This window comes from Paenibacillus sp. NN59 (genome assembly GCF_057597225.1).
In genome coordinates, this window is the sequence record NZ_CP199678.1 from 1 (window position 1) to 21,398 (window position 21,398).

The 21,398-nt window shown below is 46.9% G+C and carries 13 protein-coding genes and 3 rRNA genes; 14 read left to right on the top strand and 2 right to left on the bottom strand.

The annotated features are described in order from the left end of the window. The 6 genes from dnaA (at window position 1) to gyrB (ending at window position 6,391) form a co-directional block, all read left to right on the top strand. Window positions 1-1,347 (top strand): chromosomal replication initiator protein DnaA, encoded by a 1,347-nt coding sequence (gene dnaA / locus ACT89M_RS00005; RefSeq protein ID WP_090923606.1) that lies wholly within the window; start codon window positions 1-3, stop codon window positions 1,345-1,347. A gap of 232 nt (window positions 1,348-1,579) precedes the next feature. Further along, window positions 1,580-2,722 (top strand): DNA polymerase III subunit beta, encoded by a 1,143-nt coding sequence (gene dnaN / locus ACT89M_RS00010; RefSeq protein WP_090923607.1) that lies wholly within the window; start codon window positions 1,580-1,582, stop codon window positions 2,720-2,722. A gap of 18 nt (window positions 2,723-2,740) precedes the next feature. After that, window positions 2,741-2,956, top strand: coding sequence for a S4 domain-containing protein YaaA (yaaA, locus tag ACT89M_RS00015; protein ID WP_090923608.1), 216 nt, complete (start codon window positions 2,741-2,743; stop codon window positions 2,954-2,956). A 58-nt stretch (window positions 2,957-3,014) separates the two neighbouring features. Further along, window positions 3,015-4,127, top strand: coding sequence for a DNA replication/repair protein RecF (gene recF / locus ACT89M_RS00020; protein ID WP_154889616.1), 1,113 nt, complete (start codon window positions 3,015-3,017; stop codon window positions 4,125-4,127). A gap of 13 nt (window positions 4,128-4,140) precedes the next feature. Beyond that, complete coding sequence (gene remB / locus ACT89M_RS00025) at window positions 4,141-4,389, top strand: extracellular matrix regulator RemB (RefSeq protein ID WP_090923610.1); 249 nt, start codon at window positions 4,141-4,143, stop codon at window positions 4,387-4,389. Between the two features lie 91 nt (window positions 4,390-4,480). After that, window positions 4,481-6,391 carry a DNA topoisomerase (ATP-hydrolyzing) subunit B gene (gyrB, locus tag ACT89M_RS00030; RefSeq protein ID WP_154889614.1) on the top strand — a complete coding sequence of 637 codons (1,911 nt, stop codon included), beginning with the start codon at window positions 4,481-4,483 and terminating at the stop codon, window positions 6,389-6,391. A 63-nt stretch (window positions 6,392-6,454) separates the two neighbouring features. Here the strand turns inward: gyrB and ACT89M_RS00035 are convergent, their stop codons facing one another. After that, on the bottom strand, window positions 6,455-7,408 hold the full coding sequence (locus ACT89M_RS00035; RefSeq protein ID WP_186809680.1) for a YheC/YheD family protein: 954 nt from the start codon (window positions 7,406-7,408) through the stop codon (window positions 6,455-6,457). Between the two features lie 425 nt (window positions 7,409-7,833). Between ACT89M_RS00035 and gyrA the strand changes: the two genes are divergently transcribed. The 6 genes from gyrA (at window position 7,834) to ACT89M_RS00065 (ending at window position 17,988) form a co-directional block, all read left to right on the top strand. Beyond that, window positions 7,834-10,392 carry a DNA gyrase subunit A gene (gene gyrA, locus ACT89M_RS00040; RefSeq protein ID WP_154889609.1) on the top strand — a complete coding sequence of 853 codons (2,559 nt, stop codon included), beginning with the start codon at window positions 7,834-7,836 and terminating at the stop codon, window positions 10,390-10,392. Window positions 10,393-10,619: 227 nt separating this feature from the next. After that, entirely contained in the window at window positions 10,620-11,735 is a 1,116-nt protein-coding gene (locus ACT89M_RS00045) for an HD-GYP domain-containing protein (RefSeq protein ID WP_308723231.1), read from the top strand. Window positions 11,736-12,235: 500 nt separating this feature from the next. Continuing rightward, window positions 12,236-13,791 (top strand): 16S ribosomal RNA (locus ACT89M_RS00050). A 333-nt stretch (window positions 13,792-14,124) separates the two neighbouring features. Beyond that, window positions 14,125-17,052, top strand: a 23S ribosomal RNA gene (locus ACT89M_RS00055). Between the two features lie 148 nt (window positions 17,053-17,200). Continuing rightward, a 5S ribosomal RNA gene (gene rrf / locus ACT89M_RS00060) occupies window positions 17,201-17,317 on the top strand. Together the 16S, 23S and 5S rRNA genes form the textbook arrangement of a ribosomal RNA operon. Window positions 17,318-17,547: 230 nt before the next feature. Continuing rightward, window positions 17,548-17,988, top strand: coding sequence for a hypothetical protein (locus tag ACT89M_RS00065; protein WP_090924588.1), 441 nt, complete (start codon window positions 17,548-17,550; stop codon window positions 17,986-17,988). A 293-nt stretch (window positions 17,989-18,281) separates the two neighbouring features. Here ACT89M_RS00065 and ACT89M_RS00070 read toward each other — a convergent pair whose 3' ends face one another. Further along, window positions 18,282-18,806: a hypothetical protein gene (locus ACT89M_RS00070; protein ID WP_090924589.1), complete on the bottom strand. Its 525-nt coding sequence runs from the start codon at window positions 18,804-18,806 to the stop codon at window positions 18,282-18,284. A 412-nt stretch (window positions 18,807-19,218) separates the two neighbouring features. Here ACT89M_RS00070 and ACT89M_RS00075 point away from each other — a divergent pair, with 412 nt between their 5' ends. Both ACT89M_RS00075 and ACT89M_RS00080 read left to right on the top strand, forming a co-directional pair. Further along, window positions 19,219-19,404 (top strand): sigma factor G inhibitor Gin, encoded by a 186-nt coding sequence (locus ACT89M_RS00075; protein ID WP_090924590.1) that lies wholly within the window; start codon window positions 19,219-19,221, stop codon window positions 19,402-19,404. 189 nt (window positions 19,405-19,593) lie between these two features. Beyond that, the gene (locus ACT89M_RS00080; protein WP_308723513.1) at window positions 19,594-21,372 is read left to right on the top strand and encodes an aminotransferase class I/II-fold pyridoxal phosphate-dependent enzyme; all 1,779 of its coding nucleotides are present in this window, start codon (window positions 19,594-19,596) and stop codon (window positions 21,370-21,372) included. Window positions 21,373-21,398 lie beyond the last annotated feature (26 nt).

A 21,398-nucleotide genomic window follows, 5' to 3' on the forward strand; every position in this document is an offset into this window, starting at 1 on the left:
GTGGACAGCCATACTTCTGATTTATGGCAGCAAATTTTATCAATCATACAAAATAAACTCAGCAAACCCAGCTTCGACACCTGGTTCAAAGCAACCAAGGCCACCAAGCTGAACGATCAGACCATCGTCATCTCCGCCCCAACTACGTTTGCCGTCGAATGGCTGGAGAGCCGTTACACCAAACTGGTTGGTTCGACGGTCTATGAACTGCTTGGCAAACAGGTCGATGTGAAATTTGTCATCGAGGAGAACAAACCTGTAGAACCAGATCCGCAGTTGCCGGCACCGACGCCGACAGTCGTTCAGGAAGAAGCCGTGCTCAGCATGCTGAATCCTAAATATACGTTCGACACCTTTGTCATTGGGCCGGGTAACCGTTTTGCCCACGCCGCATCGCTGGCGGTCGCTGAAGCGCCCGCCAAAGCCTACAATCCTCTTTTCCTATATGGAGGCGTAGGACTTGGCAAAACCCACTTGATGCATGCCATCGGACATTATATTTTGGAGCATAATCCGAGTAGCAAGGTGGTTTATTTGTCATCTGAGAAATTCACGAATGAGTTCATCAACTCCATCCGTGATAATCGCGGGGAAAGCTTCCGGAACAAGTACCGGAGCGTAGATATACTGCTTATTGATGATATTCAGTTCCTGGCCGGGAAAGAATCAACACAAGAGGAATTTTTCCATACGTTTAATGCGCTGCATGAGGAACGGAAGCAGATCATCATCTCCAGCGATAGACCACCTAAGGAAATTCCAACCCTGGAGGAGCGGCTGCGCTCCCGGTTTGAGTGGGGGTTAATTACGGATATTCAGCCTCCGGATCTGGAGACGCGGATTGCGATTTTGCGTAAAAAAGCGCGTGCGGAGAATCTGGATATTCCAAATGAAGCGATGATGTACATCGCCAATCAGATTGATACGAACATTCGGGAGCTTGAAGGAGCCCTGATTCGTGTCGTTGCTTACTCTTCACTGACCAATCAGGACGTTAGTTCTCATCTGGCCGCTGAAGCACTGAAGGATATTATTCCTTCAAGCCGTCCCAAAATGATCACGATTCAAGACATCCAACAAAAGGTCGGCGAATACTACAGCCTCAAGCTTGAAGATTTCAAAGCACGGAAACGGACAAAAGCTGTTGCTTTTCCTAGACAGATCGCTATGTATCTCTCTCGTGAACTGACAGACTTTTCTCTGCCCAAAATCGGGGAGGCTTTTGGAGGACGAGATCATACCACGGTCATTCATGCCCATGAAAAAATCTCTCAAGCGATCAAGAACGATCAAGATCTCTATAAAGTTATCAACAACTTAACCGAAAAAATTAAGAATCCAACCTGAACAAGTCCCAAGCCTATGCACAACGTGTACACATGTGGATAGGCTTAATTTTATGGGTTTAACCCTACTTATCCACATATTCAGTGCCCCTATTACTATTATTACTATAAAGATCTAAAGATATCTTCTCCAAAAAGCCGTTGCAAAGCACGGCCTTCGGCCTTTCGATAAACACCTTTTTAAGACCAAAACAAAACCAAAAACATCTAACAAATCCGCTAGGAGTGAAACCATGAAAATCAGCATAATGAAAAGTTATCTTAACGAATCCATTCAACAAGTATCCAAAGCGATCTCAAGTCGTACGACGATCCCCATTCTGAGCGGTATCAAATTCGACGTGAATCACCAAGGTGTAACGTTGACAGCAAGTGACACAGATATCTCCATTCAGTCATTTATCCCACTTGAAGAGGGAGACAAAAGTGTGGTGCAAGTAGAACAACCGGGTAGCGTTGTTCTGCCAGCCAAATTTTTCGTAGAGATCATCAAAAAGTTGCCTTCGCAGGAAGTACACATGGAAGTCAAAGAAAACTTCAACACTTTTATTTCGGCAGGTGCAACGGAGATTCAACTGGTAGGTCTGGACCCGGAAGAGTTCCCGGTACTGCCAAGCATTGAAGAGAACCAAACGGTCTCCATTCCTGGAGATTTGCTGAAAAATATGATTAAACAGACCGTGTTCTCCATTTCCACCCATGAAACGACACCTATTCTGACAGGTGTACTCTGGAGTCTTGGTGATAACGAGTTGAAATTTGTGGCAACGGACCGTCACCGTCTTGCTACACGTGCGGCAATGCTGGATAATGCAGAAGGTATCCGTTTCAACAACGTCGTCATTTCCGGTAAAACACTAAACGAGCTGAGTAAAATCGTTCCCGACCAGAACACGCTTGTGGATATCGTTGTCGCAGATAATCAGGTGCTGTTTAAAATTGACCGTGTACTTTTCTACTCACGTATTTTGGACGGAACATATCCGGATACTTCTAGAATTATTCCAACGTCATACAAAACAGAACTTGTTTTGGACACAAAAAAATTAAGTGAATCGATTGACCGGGCTTATTTGCTGTCGCGTGAGGAAAAAACAAACATTGTGCGCATGCAGACGATGGACTCCGGCACGATTGAAATATCCTCCAGCTCCTCTGAGCTTGGTAAAGTAAGAGAAGAGATTGAGCCGGCTGAATTTTCGGGTGAACCGCTCAAGATCTCGTTTAACTCCAAATACATGCTGGATGTGCTGAAAGTGGTGGAGAGTGAGCAACTGATGATTGCCTTTACGGGTGTCATGAGTCCCATTATCTTGAAACCGCTCGACGACAGTCAGAGCCTATACGTCATCCTGCCTTACCGGACGACCAATTAACGAAAGGAAGATCACACGATGAAGCAAGTATCGATTCGTACGGAATATATTAAGCTTGACCAATTTTTAAAACTAGCAGACTGCATCCCTACTGGAGGTATGGCAAAAGCCCTCCTCCAAGAAGGGCTTGTTCGTGTGAATAAAGAGGCTGAGGAACGCCGTGGACGGAAGTTATACCCTGGGGATATCGTAGAGGTAGACGGAGAAGGCACGTTCGAAGTGGTTGCGGAGTAAAAGACCAAGGTGCAATCCTGCTGCCTCCTGACGGACGGGATAAAAGGGAGGTTAACGCGTGTTTGTAAACAGCATAGAGTTGCAGCAATTCCGCAATTATGAGCATCTGAAGCTGGAATCATTTGGACCCGTCAATCTGTTGATTGGACAAAATGCCCAAGGCAAGACCAATCTGGCCGAGGCTATTTTTGTGCTGGCACTCACCAAGAGCCACCGCACCTCCCGAGATAAGGAACTGATCCGTTTTGGGGAAGAACGGTCAAGGCTCACCGCCGAGGTTGACAAAAAATACGGAGCAGTTAAGCTGGAGCTGTCCTTATCACAGCAAGGGAAAAAGGCAAAGATTAATGGTCTGGAGCAACGTAAATTAAGCGATTTTGTCGGCTCTCTCAACGTGGTGATGTTTGCCCCCGAGGATCTGGAGATTGTCAAAGGCACACCGGGGGTTCGCCGCCGGTTCCTTGACATGGAGATCGGGCAGGTGGCTCCAGGTTATCTCTATCATCTGCAGCAGTATCAGAAAGTGCTGGTGCAACGGAATAATCTACTCAAGCAACTGTGGGGAAAAGGGGATTCAGCTCAAGCGATGCTGGAAATCTGGAACGAACAGCTTGCAGAGCACGGTGTTAAAATCGTCAAAAAAAGGAAACAATTCATAAAGAAACTTCAAAAGTGGGCAGAAACGATCCATCAGGGGATTACTGGAGGTGGAGAAGTTCTGCGTCTGGCCTACCTTCCCTCCTTCAGCGAAGCCGCTGAGGAAGATGAAGCTGTCTTAATGGAGCAATTTATGATAAAATTATCACAAATGAAAGAGCAGGAGATTCGCCGGGGCACAACGCTGAGTGGGCCACATCGGGATGACCTGTCCTTTTTCATTAACGAACGGGAAGTACAAACGTATGGCTCTCAGGGGCAGCAACGCACAACAGCGTTGTCTCTTAAGCTTGCGGAGATTGAACTGATTCATGAAGAGATCGGGGAATATCCGGTTCTGTTGCTGGATGACGTATTATCCGAACTTGATCCTTTTCGTCAGACCCAGCTGATCGAAACATTCCAAAGCAAGGTACAGACTTTTATTACCGCTACGGGAATCGAGAGCCTGAACGTTGACAAGCTTAAAGACGCTAGTATCTATCACGTTCATGCCGGACAGGTGGAACGCTAAGGGGTGAAGGCTTATGTACATTCATCTGGGCGGTGAAAAAATCATCCGTTCTTCTGAGTTGGTTGCTATTTTTGATATATCGATCGAGAAATCCTCAAAAATATCCAAGCAGTATGTTACACATGCCGAACAGGAAAAAACGGTCGAACATATCGGCGAAGAGGAAGCAAAGTCTATCGTGGTGACGAAAAACATTGTGTATTACTCACCGATTTCCTCCGCAACGCTAAAGAAGCGTGCGCACCATTTTCCTGATTTATAGCGGATATTCCAAAAGAGAATTTCTTTGTCTGCTAATATTCTTAAGTTAACGCATATTCAAGATATTGAATCTATAGAAGTAGGTGAAAGGCATGTCTATGAATCAACCGTCATATGATGCGAATGAAATTCAGGTCCTTGAAGGACTGGAAGCCGTACGTAAGCGTCCGGGGATGTACATCGGTTCCACCAGTGCCAAAGGTCTGCATCATCTGGTCTGGGAAGTAGTGGACAACAGTATCGATGAAGCGCTGGCGGGTTACTGTGATCATATCGAGATCAACATCCATGAAGACAACAGTGTAACCGTTGTGGATAATGGACGGGGTATTCCAGTTGGCGAACATGCCAAAATGAAACGTCCAGCTCTGGAAGTCGTTATGACTGTTCTTCATGCAGGGGGTAAATTCGGTGGAGGCGGGTACAAGGTATCCGGTGGTTTGCACGGTGTAGGTGTATCCGTTGTTAACGCACTTTCTGAAAAAGTAGTCGTTACTGTAAAACGGGATGGTCATATCCATCAACAGGAATACCGCCGCGGTGCTCCGCAATATGATCTCAAAGTGATCGGCACAACCGACGAGACGGGAACAACTGTGACGTTCCATCCCGATCCGGAGATTTTTACAGAAACTTTGGTATATGATTACGAAACATTGCTTACACGTGTCCGTGAGCTGGCGTTCCTGAACAAAGGAATCGGTCTGACTCTGACAGATGAGCGTACAGGTGTAACTAACTCCTTCATGTACGAAGGCGGGATCATTGAGTATGTATCCTTCTTAAATCAAAAGCGTGAAGTGTTGCATGAGAATCCGATCTACGTTGAAGGTTCACGGGATAACATTCAGGTGGAGGTTGCACTGCAATACAATGACAATTACACCGAGAATATTTATTCTTTTGCGAATAACATCAACACCCATGAGGGCGGAACGCACGAGTCAGGCTTTAAGAGTGCACTCACCCGGATTATTAATGACTATGCCCGTAAGGCTGGTGTAATCAAGGATAGTACCGGCAATCTGTCTGGTGACGATGTGCGTGAAGGTCTGACGGCCATTATTTCGGTCAAAATTCCGGAACCGCAATTCGAAGGACAAACAAAAACAAAGCTCGGAAACAGTGAAGTACGTGGTATTGTGGAGTCTTTGTTTGCAGAGAAGCTGCAGGAGTTCTTGGAAGAGAATCCTTCCGTATCCCGTCGTATTTTGGAAAAAGGATTGCAGGCTGCGCGTGCCCGTGAAGCGGCTCGTAAAGCTCGTGAACTGACACGCCGTAAAGGCGCGCTTGAAGTCAGCTCCCTGCCGGGTAAGCTGGCGGACTGTTCATCCAAAGATGCGTCCATCAGTGAATTGTACATCGTCGAGGGTGACTCTGCCGGCGGTTCAGCCAAACAGGGTCGTGACCGTCACTTCCAGGCTATTTTGCCGCTTCGTGGTAAGATCCTGAACGTGGAAAAGGCACGCCTTGACCGTATCCTGGGCAATGCCGAGATTCGTGCGATTATCACTGCGATGGGAACAGGGATCGGCGACGATTTTGACATCTCCAAAGCACGTTATCACAAAATCATCTTGATGACCGATGCCGATGTCGATGGTGCCCATATCCGTACACTGTTGCTGACATTCTTGTATCGGTATATGCGCAAAATCATTGAGGCCGGTTATGTATATATTGCACAGCCACCACTGTTCAAGATTGAGCGTAACAAAGTCATTCGTTATGCAGGCTCCGAGAAAGAGCGTGACGAGATTATTGCTTCCTTGGGTGAGAACGTCAAGTTCAATATCCAGCGGTACAAAGGTCTTGGCGAGATGAATGCCGGACAGCTGTGGGAAACCACGATGGACCCGGAAAGCCGGACAATGTTGCAAGTATCGATCAGTGATGCGATGCTCGCGGATGCCATGTTTGACACCTTGATGGGAGATAACGTCGAACCTCGTCGTGACTTCATCCAGGAGAATGCAAAATACGTGAAAAACCTCGATATTTAACGAGTTGCGAAGAGGCGCCTGTGAGGGCGCCTTTTTTTATATTATGAGTGATAATGCGCTTATTTACCTGGCAGTCCGTCGTTTGATTGTGGAAGCCTGCGCTTTGGAAGCCTTCGAGGTTGTTTTTTTCGCTTTGCCTTTTTTGGAGGGTAAGCGTCCGTAAGCAATGGCATAACGTTTGATTTTGCGGTAAGCCTCTTTATCGGGAAGCAGACCAAAGGCATAGATGCCAGGCAGTGTGTTGACCTCCAGAATCCAGGGACGCCCATGATCATCCAAAGCGATATCAATTCCAATCTCTTTGAGTCTGGGAAAAGAGCTTTGCAATTGGACAGCAGTATGGATACCGAGGCGGTGCAGTTCATGCTCAAGCTTTTGATATCCTTCCCTTTTGAGTTGCGGGAGTACAAGTTCTTCAAAGGTAGCCAGACGGCCGCCACCGTGGATATTGGTAATGATTTTCCCTGGCGCAGCAACCCGTCCGAGAATACCTGTTGTTTCCCAGCTATGCTGTGGGTTCTTCTGGGTTAACACACGCAGGTCAAAAGGTAATCCCTCATGTGTCATTAGTGGAATACCCTGTTGAATGATATAGTCACGTTTCTGAATACGTTCGTTCAATGCGTTCTCAAGTTCTGTGAGCGAATGAAAGACTCGCTCTTCAGTTCCATGTTGCAGATGATAGGTCGTAATATCGGACATAGTCGGAGGAATAGGCTCTGATTCTACTGATTCAGGTGAGGTGGATTCATCAGATGCTTCATCACTTATGGATTCGGCAGTTGAGTCTGCAGAACGAGGGACTGTGATTGTGGTGTGAACTGTCCTTACCCGCATCACCCCATTACCGTAAGTTCCCCTGTCGGGTTTAATAAAATTGGCTGGGAATAACTCGGTCATTCGTTCTAGTGTTTGCGAGCTATATTTTCGGGTCACCGGTATATATTCATTGACATGACGACTGCGTTGCAAAATTGCTGTTTTAGTCCATTTGCTGGAGACACGCTGGATACTCATGTGCATCAGTCCTTTCTTGTTTTGATCCGTTGTGCTGAGGGACATTATGCAGAAAATCAAAGGACAAGAGATGATTTCAGTGGTATAATAGAGGAATATGGCGTTTTGTGCTGTCAGCCGATAAAATTGCAGTTTGATTGCCACGTGGGAACGGCTCTAGCCTTGATTGGACAGTACATATGCCGCTTTTCTAGCATTGTATGTGCAATTGCAGAGGAAGGCAGGGCGAACCCCCAGACACGCTCAAGTTCCTGGAAGAAAGGCTATTGCCCAGCGGACGTTTAATTGTGTAACTTTTGTGAAAGTAATATAATAAAGAGTAGCGTTCTTGCGCGGTTTTAGCCTTGTTAGGCTTTTCACATATATTAATTTTCTGGAAATGATTGATTTGGAACGTTTGTTGAAGGACAAGAAGGAGGTCCAGCATGGCGGAAGAAATGAACTCGCAGATTAAAGATCGGGATATTGGCGTCGAGATGCGTGAATCGTTTATGGATTATGCGATGAGCATCATTGTGAGCCGTGCCCTGCCAGATGTGCGTGATGGATTGAAGCCGGTTCACCGGCGCATTCTGTATGCAATGTCGGAGCTTGGCATGACACCTGATAAACCACATAAAAAATCAGCCAGAATCGTCGGCGAAGTTATCGGTAAGTATCACCCGCACGGTGACTCTGCCGTTTACGAGACGATGGTACGGATGGCACAGGACTTCTCCCTGCGTTACATGCATGTAGATGGACACGGTAACTTCGGATCAGTCGATGGTGATATGGCTGCAGCGATGCGTTATACCGAGGCACGTTTGTCCAAGATTGCAATGGAAATGCTCAGAGATATCAACAAGGACACCATTGACTTCCAACCAAACTATGATGGCGAAGAAAATGAACCTATTGTTCTCCCTGCTCGTTTTCCTAACTTGCTTGTCAATGGAGTTGGCGGGATCGCCGTAGGTATGGCTACCAATATTCCTCCTCATAATCTGGGAGAGGTTATTGACGGCGTACAGGCCATGATTAAAAATCCAGACATTACATCCATGGAACTGATGGATTATATCCAAGGTCCCGACTTCCCTACATCTGGTTATATTCTGGGACGTTCAGGTATTCGTCAGGCTTACCAGACTGGACGCGGATCGGTAACGATGCGTGCCAGAACCAATATCGAAGAGAACAATAACAAAGCTCGTATCGTCGTTACTGAGCTTCCGTACCAGGTGAACAAAGCAAGACTCGTAGAGAAAATTGCTGAACTGGTACGTGACAAAAAGATCGATGGCATTACCGATCTGCGTGATGAATCTGACCGTAATGGTATGCGGGTTGTGATTGAGCTTCGCAGGGACGTCAATCCTGGTGTTGTGTTGAACAATTTGTACAAGCACACTTCGATGCAGTCCACATTCGGTATTAACATGCTTGCGATCGTCAATAAAGAACCAAAGATTCTGAATCTGCGTGAAGTGTTGTATCACTATTTGCAGCACCAGATTGAGGTTATTCGTCGCCGTACACAATTCGAATTGAGAAAAGCGGAAGCTCGTGCTCACATTCTGGAAGGTTTGCGTATTGCATTGGATCACATCGACGAGATCATTACGTTGATTCGTTCATCAAGCAATACAGATGCAGCTAGAGAAGGTTTGATTGAGCGTTTCTCACTCAGCCATGACCAGGCGCAAGCTATTCTGGATATGCGTTTGCAACGTCTGACAGGTTTGGAACGTGAACGGATCGAGAACGAGTACAACGAATTGATGGTCAAAATCCGCGAGTATCGCGAAATTTTGGCTAATGAACATCTTGTACTTGAGATTATCAGTACAGAGCTTCAGGAAATTCGTGAGCGTTTTGGTGACGATCGCCGTACCGAGATCACGGTTGGAGAAGAAAGTATTCTGGATGAGGATCTGATTCCACGTGAAGAAGTAATCATCACGATTACCCACACAGGTTACGTTAAACGTCTGCCTGTATCTACCTACCGTAGCCAAAAACGCGGAGGACGCGGTGTTGTAGGGATGGATACAAAGGATACCGATTTTGTCGAGCATCTTTTCGTTACCAACTCTCACAACTACCTGATGTTCTTCACGGATAAAGGGAAAGTATATCGCCTGAAAGCTTATGAGATTCCAGAGCTTGGACGTACAGCGCGTGGGACACCAATTATCAACCTGATTCAGATTGAGCAAGGGGAGTCTGTCAATGCGGTTATTCCAGTACAGGAATTCGAGAGCGATAAGTATCTATTCTTTGCAACACGTCAGGGTGTAGTGAAGAAAACGCCGCTTGAAGATTACACGAACATTCGCAAAGGCGGACTTATCGGGATCTCCTTGCGTGATGATGACAGCCTGATTGATGTGAAGCTGACGGATGGGCAACAAGAGATTATCATGGGTACAGCTCATGGAATGTCTATTCGTTTCTCAGAGGGTAATGTACGTTCTATGGGACGTAGTGCTACCGGGGTTAAGGGTATCACGCTTGACGATCAAGACGCGGTTATCGGTATGGACGTCGTAGATGCTGATCTGGATGTTTTGATTGTCACAGCCAAAGGGTACGGTAAACGGACCCCAGTTAGTGATTACCGGATGCAAACTCGTGGTGGTAAAGGAATCAAGACGATCAATGTTACCGAGAAGAACGGTGCTGTTGTCAGCCTCAAAATGGTTAAAACAGAAGAGGATCTGATGATTATCACATCCAGTGGTACATTAATTCGGATGAGCATGGATGGCATCTCAACCATGGGTCGCTATACTCAGGGTGTGAAGCTAATCCATATTCGTGAGGAAGACGCTGTAGCTACCGTAAGCCGAATTGATAAAAATGAAGAAGAACCAGATGAAGATAACGATGAAGCAACAGAATCTGGAGCGTCCTCTGATACAGAGTTAAATCTGGAAGAAGGCATGGCGTCTGAAGCAGAAACTGATGTTCAAGATGATGATTCAGGTTCGGAAGAATAACATAGGTATCTTGTTTTATTGAATCGTTAAGAAACTTGAAACAGGATACGAAGGGCTCCCTTTATGGGGGCCCTTTTTGATATGTACAGAAGAAATAATGAAAGCTTCAAAATCTAGGATGTACAGCCTGTTTTCTGAGTAATATAATGGGAAATAACATGAGAAACCGGGACTATGGTCTTGTATTGTCATCATCTTAAGAAGAACGATGAGTGAGGGGAATCGGTATGGGATTAATTACCCTGTCAGAAGTCAAACCAGGACTAAAATTGGGAAGTGATGTGCAGACGTCACGTGGCAATGTGTTGCTTCAAAAGGGTAAAATTATTTTACCTAAAGATATGGAAGTCCTCAGGGCGTTTTTGATTCATCAGGTGGACATCGAACAAGAGAGGACAGGAACTAGCAGTGGAGGTTCAAAAGGAGTAACTGGACCCAGCGGAGCATTAGGAACAGCCGTCGCAGAGAAGAATGGGGAACGGACAAGTACAATAGTTTCAGCCCCAGTTATTACACTTCAGGATGAATACGAGAAAATGGTTACGTTGACTAAAAACGCGTTTCTCTCCTCATTAGCTGCTGAATTGCCCGTTTATGAGTTACGGACACAGCTAGAGGCTTTGTTCATACATCTCAAACAATATAATGTGCTTACCTTCAGTCCACACAATATGAAAGAGCATGATTATGTATATCACCATGCTGTGCTAAGCGCGATCACATCCTATCAACTGGCTCAGTGGATCGATCTCCCCTCCAAGGACTGGATGCAGGTTGCCTTTGCTGGATTGTTCCATGATATCGGTAATAACAAGGTTGATCCGCAGATTCTCCATAAACCTTCTTCTCTGACAGCGGAGGAGCAAGAGGAGATCAGGCAACACACCAAGTATGGTTATCAGATTCTTAAACAGGCTAAGGCCATCAATGAAGGTGCAAGACTTGCAGCACTGCAGCATCACGAAAAAGTGGATGGATCGGGTTATCCCTTGCAACTTACCGGGACACAGATTCATATCTATGCCAAAATCGTAGCTATCGCAGATATTTTCCATGCAATGACCCTAGAGAAGATTTATCGTAAGGCTCAATCTCCATATCTGGTTCTGGAACAAATTCAAAGTGAGGCGTTTGGTAAACTGGAACCTTCTATTGTGAATATGTTTGTGCAACGCTCCACTCAGATTCATAATGGAATACGGGTGAAACTGAGTAATAACCAGATTGGGGAAATTATTTTCTCAGATCGAGATCATCCTACTCGGCCAATGGTATCTGTAGAAGGATCGATCATCAATCTGATGCAACAAAGACAGTTATATATTCAAGAAGTATTAGGTTAGAAGCATAGTTGGATTTGTTGTGTGAAGACCTTCTCATAACGAGAGGGTCTTTTTTTAATATGGTAGTTAAAAGTTTAACGTTTATGAGTATATTTGGTTATCAAATGAGTCCAAATATAGTTTAGTTTTAAGTAATAAAAGAAACTAGAAAAAACACTTGCATTAAAATTCTCTACATGGTATATTCTAATTCCGGCCAAGAAAACACAGTTTAGACGGTGCGGCAAGCCAATAAAAACAAGCTTCGAAAGAAACTTAAAAAAAGTGCTTGCAAAGTTGGTTCGGAAATGATATGATATAAAAGTTACTGAAGCGAATGACTGACGGTGACTGAATGTGTTTGATCTTTGAAAACTGAACAACGAGTGAGTAAACATTCTGCTTGCAGAATGACGTGAAGGTTTTTGGTACATGCCATCTGGCTGTATGAAAACTGGAACACAAATGAGATTTTTAATCTCGTCAGATTCAAAATGAGCTTATCGCTCTTTTCAATAACTTTATTGGAGAGTTTGATCCTGGCTCAGGACGAACGCTGGCGGCATGCCTAATACATGCAAGTCGAGCGGACTTGAAGAGAAGCTTGCTTCTCTGATAGTTAGCGGCGGACGGGTGAGTAACACGTAGGCAACCTGCCCTCAAGCTTGGGACAACTACCGGAAACGGTAGCTAATACCGAATACTTGTTTTCTTCGCCTGAAGAGAACTGGAAAGACGGAGCAATCTGTCACTTGGGGATGGGCCTGCGGCGCATTAGCTAGTTGGTGAGGTAACGGCTCACCAAGGCGACGATGCGTAGCCGACCTGAGAGGGTGATCGGCCACACTGGGACTGAGACACGGCCCAGACTCCTACGGGAGGCAGCAGTAGGGAATCTTCCGCAATGGGCGAAAGCCTGACGGAGCAATGCCGCGTGAGTGATGAAGGTTTTCGGATCGTAAAGCTCTGTTGCCAGGGAAGAACGCTTGGGAGAGTAACTGCTCTCAAGGTGACGGTACCTGAGAAGAAAGCCCCGGCTAACTACGTGCCAGCAGCCGCGGTAATACGTAGGGGGCAAGCGTTGTCCGGAATTATTGGGCGTAAAGCGCGCGCAGGCGGTCATGTAAGTCTGGTGTTTAATCCCGGGGCTCAACCCCGGATCGCACTGGAAACTGTGTGACTTGAGTGCAGAAGAGGAGAGTGGAATTCCACGTGTAGCGGTGAAATGCGTAGAGATGTGGAGGAACACCAGTGGCGAAGGCGACTCTCTGGGCTGTAACTGACGCTGAGGCGCGAAAGCGTGGGGAGCAAACAGGATTAGATACCCTGGTAGTCCACGCCGTAAACGATGAGTGCTAGGTGTTAGGGGTTTCGATACCCTTGGTGCCGAAGTTAACACATTAAGCACTCCGCCTGGGGAGTACGGTCGCAAGACTGAAACTCAAAGGAATTGACGGGGACCCGCACAAGCAGTGGAGTATGTGGTTTAATTCGAAGCAACGCGAAGAACCTTACCAGGTCTTGACATCCAACTAACGAGGCAGAGATGCGTTAGGTGCCCTTCGGGGAAAGTTGAGACAGGTGGTGCATGGTTGTCGTCAGCTCGTGTCGTGAGATGTTGGGTTAAGTCCCGCAACGAGCGCAACCCTTATATTTAGTTGCCAGCATTTCGGATGGGCACTCTAGATAGACTGCCGGTGACAAACCGGAGGAAGGTGGGGATGACGTCAAATCATCATGCCCCTTATGACCTGGGCTACACACGTACTACAATGGCCGGTACAACGGGCTGCGAAATCGCGAGATGGAGCCAATCCCAACAAAGCCGGTCTCAGTTCGGATTGCAGGCTGCAACTCGCCTGCATGAAGTCGGAATTGCTAGTAATCGCGGATCAGCATGCCGCGGTGAATACGTTCCCGGGTCTTGTACACACCGCCCGTCACACCACGAGAGTTTATAACACCCGAAGTCGGTGGGGTAACCGCAAGGAGCCAGCCGCCGAAGGTGGGATAGATGATTGGGGTGAAGTCGTAACAAGGTAGCCGTATCGGAAGGTGCGGCTGGATCACCTCCTTTCTATGGAGAATCGTTTCCCGCGTGGAAACATTCAAATATGCAGCTTAGCTGCAAACCACTCACTCGTTGCTCAGTTTTGAGAGCTCAAACTCTCAAACTTCTCGTTTATTCGACCGACACATCCGTGAACGGCCCGAACGAAACGATTTGTTCTTTGAAAACTAGATATCGAAACGAAACAAACGCGAATTAGAACATTCCTTTAAGCTGATCTTGTGTAAACAAGTGAAGTGTTTTATAAGGTAGATTGCTGGAGCGAGTGATCGAAATGGAACGACTTTTGGCTTTGCGCAAGCAAACCAAGGGAAGTGACAGCTCGAACACGAGCGCAATGGTTAAGCTACTAAGAGCACACGGAGGATGCCTAGGCGCTAGGAGCCGATGAAGGACGTGGCGAACAACGAAACTGCCTCGGGGAGCTGTAAGCAAGCTTTGATCCGGGGATGTCCGAATGGGGAAACCCAGCTGGGGTAATTTCCAGTTACTCTTGTCTGAATACATAGGGCAAGTAGAGGCATACCAGGGGAACTGAAACATCTAAGTACCCTGAGGAAGAGAAAACAATAGTGATTCCGTCAGTAGCGGCGAGCGAACGCGGAGAAGCCCAAACCAAAGAGCTTGCTCTTTGGGGTTGTGGGACGTCTCACATGGAGTTACAAAGGAACCGGTTAAGCGAAGAGGTCTGGAAAGGCCCGCCAAAGAAGGTAAAAGCCCTGTAATTGAAAGTCTGTTCCCTCCGAGACGGATCCCGAGTAGTGCGGGGCACGTGAAACCCCGTATGAATCCGGCAGGACCATCTGCCAAGGCTAAATACTTCCTAGCGACCGATAGTGAAGCAGTACCGTGAGGGAAAGGTGAAAAGCACCCCGGAAGGGGAGTGAAATAGAACCTGAAACCGTGTGCTTACAAAAAGTCAGAGCCCGTTTTAGGGGTGATGGCGTGCCTTTTGTAGAATGAACCGGCGAGTTACGTTCCCGTGCAAGGTTAAGGTGAAGAGCCGGAGCCGCAGCGAAAGCGAGTCTGAATAGGGCGACTATAGTACGTGGACGTAGACCCGAAACCGGGTGATCTACCCCTGTCCAGGGTGAAGGTGCGGTAACACGCACTGGAGGCCCGAACCCACGCATGTTGAAAAATGCGGGGATGAGGTGGGGGTAGCGGAGAAATTCCAATCGAACTCGGAGATAGCTGGTTCTCCCCGAAATAGCTTTAGGGCTAGCCTCGGAAAACAGAGTCGTGGAGGTAGAGCACTGATTGGGTGCGGGGCCCGCAAGGGTTACCAAGCTCAGTCAAACTCCGAATGCCATAGACTTACTTCCGGGAGTCAGACAGTGAGTGCTAAGATCCATTGTCAAAAGGGAAACAGCCCAGACCATCAGCTAAGGTCCCCAAGTGTGTGTTAAGTGGGAAAGGATGTGGAGTTGCACAGACAACCAGGATGTTGGCTTAGAAGCAGCCACCATTGAAAGAGTGCGTAATAGCTCACTGGTCGAGTGACTCTGCGCCGAAAATGTAACGGGGCTAAACACACCACCGAAGCTATGGCTTGATGCTTGCATCAGGGGTAGGGGAGCGTTGTATAAGGGTTGAAGGTGTACCGTAAGGAGCGCTGGACATTATACAAGTGAGAATGCCGGTATGAGTAACGAAAAGATCAGTGAGAATCTGATCCGCCGAAAGCCTAAGGGTTCCTGAGGAAGGCTCGTCCGCTCAGGGTAAGTCGGGACCTAAGGCGAGGCCGAAAGGCGTAGTCGAAGGACAACAGGTCGAAATTCCTGTACCACCGTAAATCGTTACGAGCGATGGGGGGACGCAGTAGGGTAGTGACGCAGGCTGATGGATGCCTGTCCAAGCAGTAAGGCTGGTTAGTAGGCAAATCCGCTAACCGTAAGGCTGAGCTGTGATGGGGAGTGAAAATTACAGTAGCGAAGGTCATGATCTCACACTGCCAAGAAAAGCCTCTAGCCAGATGAAGGTGCCCGTACCGCAAACCGACACAGGTAGGCGAGAAGAGAATTCTAAGGCGCGCGGAAGAACTCTCGTTAAGGAACTCGGCAAAATGACCCCGTAACTTCGGGAGAAGGGGTGCCCCGGTAGTGTGAATAGCACGAGGGGGCCGCAGTGAAAAGGCCCAAGCGACTGTTTAGCAAAAACACAGGTCTGTGCGAAGCCGTAAGGCGAAGTATACGGGCTGACGCCTGCCCGGTGCTGGAAGGTTAAGGGGAGTGGTTAGGGAGTAATCCCGAAGCTGTGAACCGAAGCCCCAGTAAACGGCGGCCGTAACTATAACGGTCCTAAGGTAGCGAAATTCCTTGTCAGGTAAATTCTGACCCGCACGAATGGCGTAACGACTTGGGCGCTGTCTCAACGAGAGATCCGGTGAAATTTTAATACCTGTGAAGATGCAGGTTACCCGCGACAAGACGGAAAGACCCCATGGAGCTTTACTGCAGCTTGATATTGAATTTGGGTACGATCTGTACAGGATAGGTGGGAGCCTTTGAAGCGTGAGCGCCAGCTTGCGTGGAGGCACCGTTGGGATACCACCCTGATCGTATCTAGGTTCTAACCTGGTACCGTAAACCGGTGCGGGGACAGTGTCAGGTGGGCAGTTTGACTGGGGCGGTCGCCTCCTAAAGAGTAACGGAGGCGCCCAAAGGTTCCCTCAGAATGGTTGGAAATCATTCGAAGAGTGCAAAGGCATAAGGGAGCTTGACTGCGAGACCTACAAGTCGAGCAGGGACGAAAGTCGGGCTTAGTGATCCGGTGGTACCGCATGGAAGGGCCATCGCTCAACGGATAAAAGCTACCCTGGGGATAACAGGCTTATCTCCCCCAAGAGTCCACATCGACGGGGAGGTTTGGCACCTCGATGTCGGCTCATCGCATCCTGGGGCTGAAGTAGGTCCCAAGGGTTGGGCTGTTCGCCCATTAAAGCGGTACGCGAGCTGGGTTCAGAACGTCGTGAGACAGTTCGGTCCCTATCTGTCGTGGGCGTAGGAAATTTGAGAGGAGCTGTCCTTAGTACGAGAGGACCGGGATGGACGTACCGCTGGTGTACCAGTTGTTCCGCCAGGAGCACCGCTGGGTAGCTATGTACGGACGGGATAAGCGCTGAAAGCATCTAAGCGTGAAGCCCCCCTCAAGATGAGATTTCCCAGTATGTAAGACCCCTTGAAGACGACGAGGTAGATAGGCTGGGGGTGGAAGTGCAGTAATGCATGGAGCTGACCAGTACTAATCGGTCGAGGGCTTATCCAATAGCAAGTTTTGATCGCGTGCGTTTCGTTTCGAATCTAGTTTTCAGAGAACAACACTCTGAATGAAGTGAAAATCGGTACATCACGGAATGTGTGTATGATTTTCAGTTCTGATTGATATGGAAGAAGCTATGCTTCGACCAATCGCGTTTGGTGGCGATGGCGGAGGGGTTCCACACGTACCCATCCCGAACACGACCGTTAAGCCCTCTAGCGCCGATGGTACTTGGACCGCAGGGTCCTGGGAGAGTAGGACGCCGCCAAGCAAAGAACCACTGCCGATGATGTTCGGTGGTGGTTTTTATTTTGTTCATTTATATGAAAGTATAAGAGATAGCTCCTATCAAAGCGTAAAGCTCTGACAGCTTCGTTATGGGAAGGTAACATTTTTGTTACGGATGGCAGGGATAAAACCAGTATAATAGGACTATGTTAAATATGCTAAAAGTACCTGACCGAAGAGCTGGATTGTGCAGCTGTGAAAAGGAGGGTGTGTGTGTTAAGTTGGCGGAGAGTTGGACTCCACTCGCTTCTGTTGCTTTGTCTGGTAATTGTTCTTGCAGGATGCGGTGAAGCTTCAGGATCTGTATGGATCTCATATGAAGGTGCAGTTAACGAAAAGAGTTTCCCTGTACCCAAAGTAGCAAATAAATCTGACCAGTCCGAAAACAATTCGGATATGGATTATGTTCGATATACGTTGTCTGGAATCAGTGAAAGCACAAGTTTGCCTGAGGTATATCTTAACGAGATTAAAAGTTGGGGTTGGACAGAAAGGCAAGCAAAGCGTTCATCGAATGCTTCAAGTAACGTTCATGTTTTCTCAAAGGATGGCCATATTGTACAGTTGGCTGTGCATGATGGTTCGTTTACGTTAATGGTTCCCAGAAATGAAACGACCCAGACGACAGTAAAGTCACTGGAAGAAGAGAACTAACGTATTGTTTGAAAGCGTACGAGTTAACATTGTGATGTTCTTATAAAGTGAAGTTCTCATCAATACGATGAGGGCTTTTTTTGTGTTACTACAAGTTGAAAGATTCCAGTACATGCGAATTTTGTTAGATATAAGTTATATTGAAGGCTCGAGTGAGTTAGCGGAGCTGAGTAATCATTCAAAATGGATAAGGATGAACACACTTATATTTGTGGATAGAAGAGAGGAGAGAATAAAAAGGTTATCCACTGTGGATAACCTTTTCAGAGAAGGACAACGAATAGAACTATTTTTTACTGTAAGTAATAAGAGACATCTTGATCATTTAATTTAATAAGACCGTCTTTACGTCCACGAGATAGAATGAGTATTACGTATAAGCGAGGTCCGAGTAACCACAGATGCCAGAATATAAGGGAAAGCGTGAATGAGACTGGAGACCATAGCATGCACACGGTAATGATACACAATCCAATCCAGCTCATATTCAGGTGAACTCGGACAAACATGCGGTAACTAAAGTGCTGATCTGGTATATATCCAAACCAAGGCATACGCAAGTTCCAGTGCCAACGCTTGGCATACGAGGTGCGAACGAGTAACAATATAGTTCTGGCAATGACATAATGGATCCAGACGGTAATCGGCCCTGCCAGTAAAAAGAAGAAGAGGCCGTTCCAGGAGAAGGCAAGCAGATTAAAGATGAGCATGATAACAGGTAGACACAGGTAGCTGTATATAACGCTACGAGCGATAGCTTTTTTTTTCAGAAGGCGATACTGATAAAAGGTTGCCTTATTCTCCGGTTCGGCGATCATACGATTTTAAATCCTCCTTCAAATTTACGAGTACGTGATAGATTGGTGTATACATATGTATGGAAAGATAAAGGTGTTGATGAAATAATTATTGTCGCAGAAAGATTTTGTTATCGTTATCATATCTTATATATCGGCTGAAATTCCAAGTTTTTTTAAGGTTATTATATCGTAGTTTGAATCAGTTTGAATCTGCATGAAGAAATCCCTTGTTGTTTCATGGAAGCGGGAGAGGTTGCAGGGTCAAGAATAAACGTGACTTGGGACAGTACTATGTATATTTTCTGTACAGACACCTATTAAGGGATAGGCGAATATATATATTTTATAGAAAGAAAGCACTATGAAAATGTTTAAAATAATAGAAACTGTGCAATACTGATAGTAAACGTAAAACAAGGTGGGATGGTTCATGGAAGAACATGCCGAACACACATGTATCATTTGCGAGCAACGGAAGAGAGAAGGCATTTTTATTGTATCTGAATTCATATGTGATGCTTGTGAAGCAGAGATGGTTCACACCGATGCCCAGGATGCGAAGTATAACTTTTTTATTCATCAGATGAAACAGATTTGGGTGCAAAAGAACGCTTAAAGGACGTTATATGCTTCACTGTGAAGTTAGAAATTTATATGATCAATATGAATGATTATATAGGGGCCCGAGAGGCCTTTTTTTGTTGGAGAGGGGACTACCTTGTCTGACTTGTGCAGAAAGCGTATGCTGAAATAAAGAATGGAGATGCATGTTTTACGAAAATAACAGTTACAGGATGGATATCTTATGAATGAACATAATACATCAGGTGTAGGAAAAAAAAGGGCTCCATTATATGAAGCATTGCTCGCATATCGTGATTCGAAGCAGCGTTCATTTCATGTGCCAGGACATAAAAATGGACAAGTCTATCATCAATGGATGAATCAATCCGAGGGGACAGAAGATGCTCTGCAAAAAGGGATAGTAGATCATACAGAAACCGGGGATATTTTAGGAAGAGAACAAAGGAGACAGGAGGAAAATGTAAAAGAGGGAGAACAGACTGTTTTTTCGGCAGATTATTCCTTGAAGGATACAGATCAATCCAGACATGTTGTACCCGTACGTGCTTATCTGGACATGATGGAGATGGATGTTACGGAGATTACGGGTACGGATGATCTTCACCATCCTGAGGGAGTGATCAAGGAAGCACAGGACTTGGCGGCGGATTGTTTTGGTGCAGAGGAAAGTTTCTTTCTAGTTGGAGGAAGTACAGCAGGCAACCTGTCTTTATTACTAACGATCTGTGATGAGCCAGGCAGTATTGTGCTGGTGCAGCGTAACGTACATAAATCGGTTATTCATGGACTGATGTTAGCTGGCGCAAGGGCAGTATTTCTGGAGCCGTGGGTTGACCCTGAATCTGGACTTGCTGTCATGCCGTCCATTGAGACGGTTCAGGCTGCTGTCCAGATGTATCCTGAGGCAAAGGGTGTATTTGTCACGTTGCCAAATTATTATGGCATGGGTGCGGATCTGACGCCCATTGTCGAGGTTTGCCACGAGGCAAGCATGCCACTACTCGTGGATGAAGCGCATGGCGCCCATTATGGGCAGCATCCGGAGCTGCCTGTGTCTGCACTGTCCTGCGGAGCGGACGGTGTAGTGCAGTCGACGCATAAGATGCTGGCCGCATTCACCATGGGAGCCATGTTGCACATTCAGGGGCCGAGATTGAATCGGCCCCTGCTTCAGCAACGTCTGGCCATGGTGCAAAGCTCAAGCCCATCCTACCCGGTGATGGCTTCGCTTGATCTATCGCGCCGGCTATTGCATGTGCACGGCGCCGATGCCTTCACGGCAGGGCTTGCTGCCGTGAAGGCATTGAAGCGCGGTCTCGCGGAGCTACCGCGCTTCCAGTTGTTGCAGCCTGCGGATTCGCTGCAACAGGAGCCGGCCTACGGCAATGAAAATCCGACGGCGCTGCCTGGCCGCCAAGGATACACCGCTCAGGACCCATTCAAGGTCCTCATATATGACGACACAGGGATACTGAGCGGTTATGGGCTGCAGCAACAGCTGGAAGCTTGCGGCTGCGTGCCAGAGATGAGCGACGAACGGTACGTCGTCCTGCTCTTCAGTCTTGGCTCCACATTGCAGGATGCGGAGCATGTGTTACAGGCTTTACGGCATATTAACGTTGCCTACAAGCTAGAGCATTCACTGGAGTCAACTGCGCCTGTTAGGACGGCTTCTCAAACTCAGACTGATCCTCCAATCTATGTTTCCACGTGGAACATTATAGAAGATCATGAACGCTTATCAGAGCCTGTTGCTTTCTCCCTGCAACCGATAATAGAGAGGGATACGATCGTAGTTCCAATCGAAGACTGCGCAGGATATCGGTCGGCGGAGATGGTTATTCCATATCCTCCAGGTATTCCACTGGTGTATCCCGGCGAGCGAATAAGTTCAAAGATTGCTGAGCGAATTCGAATTCTACGCGATGGAGGAGCCAAATTTCAGGGGATCTCAGATCATATGTATCAGAAAATAAAAGTCATGAAACCTGAGTCATAGAAAAAGTAATCTTGTAGCTCCCAGCG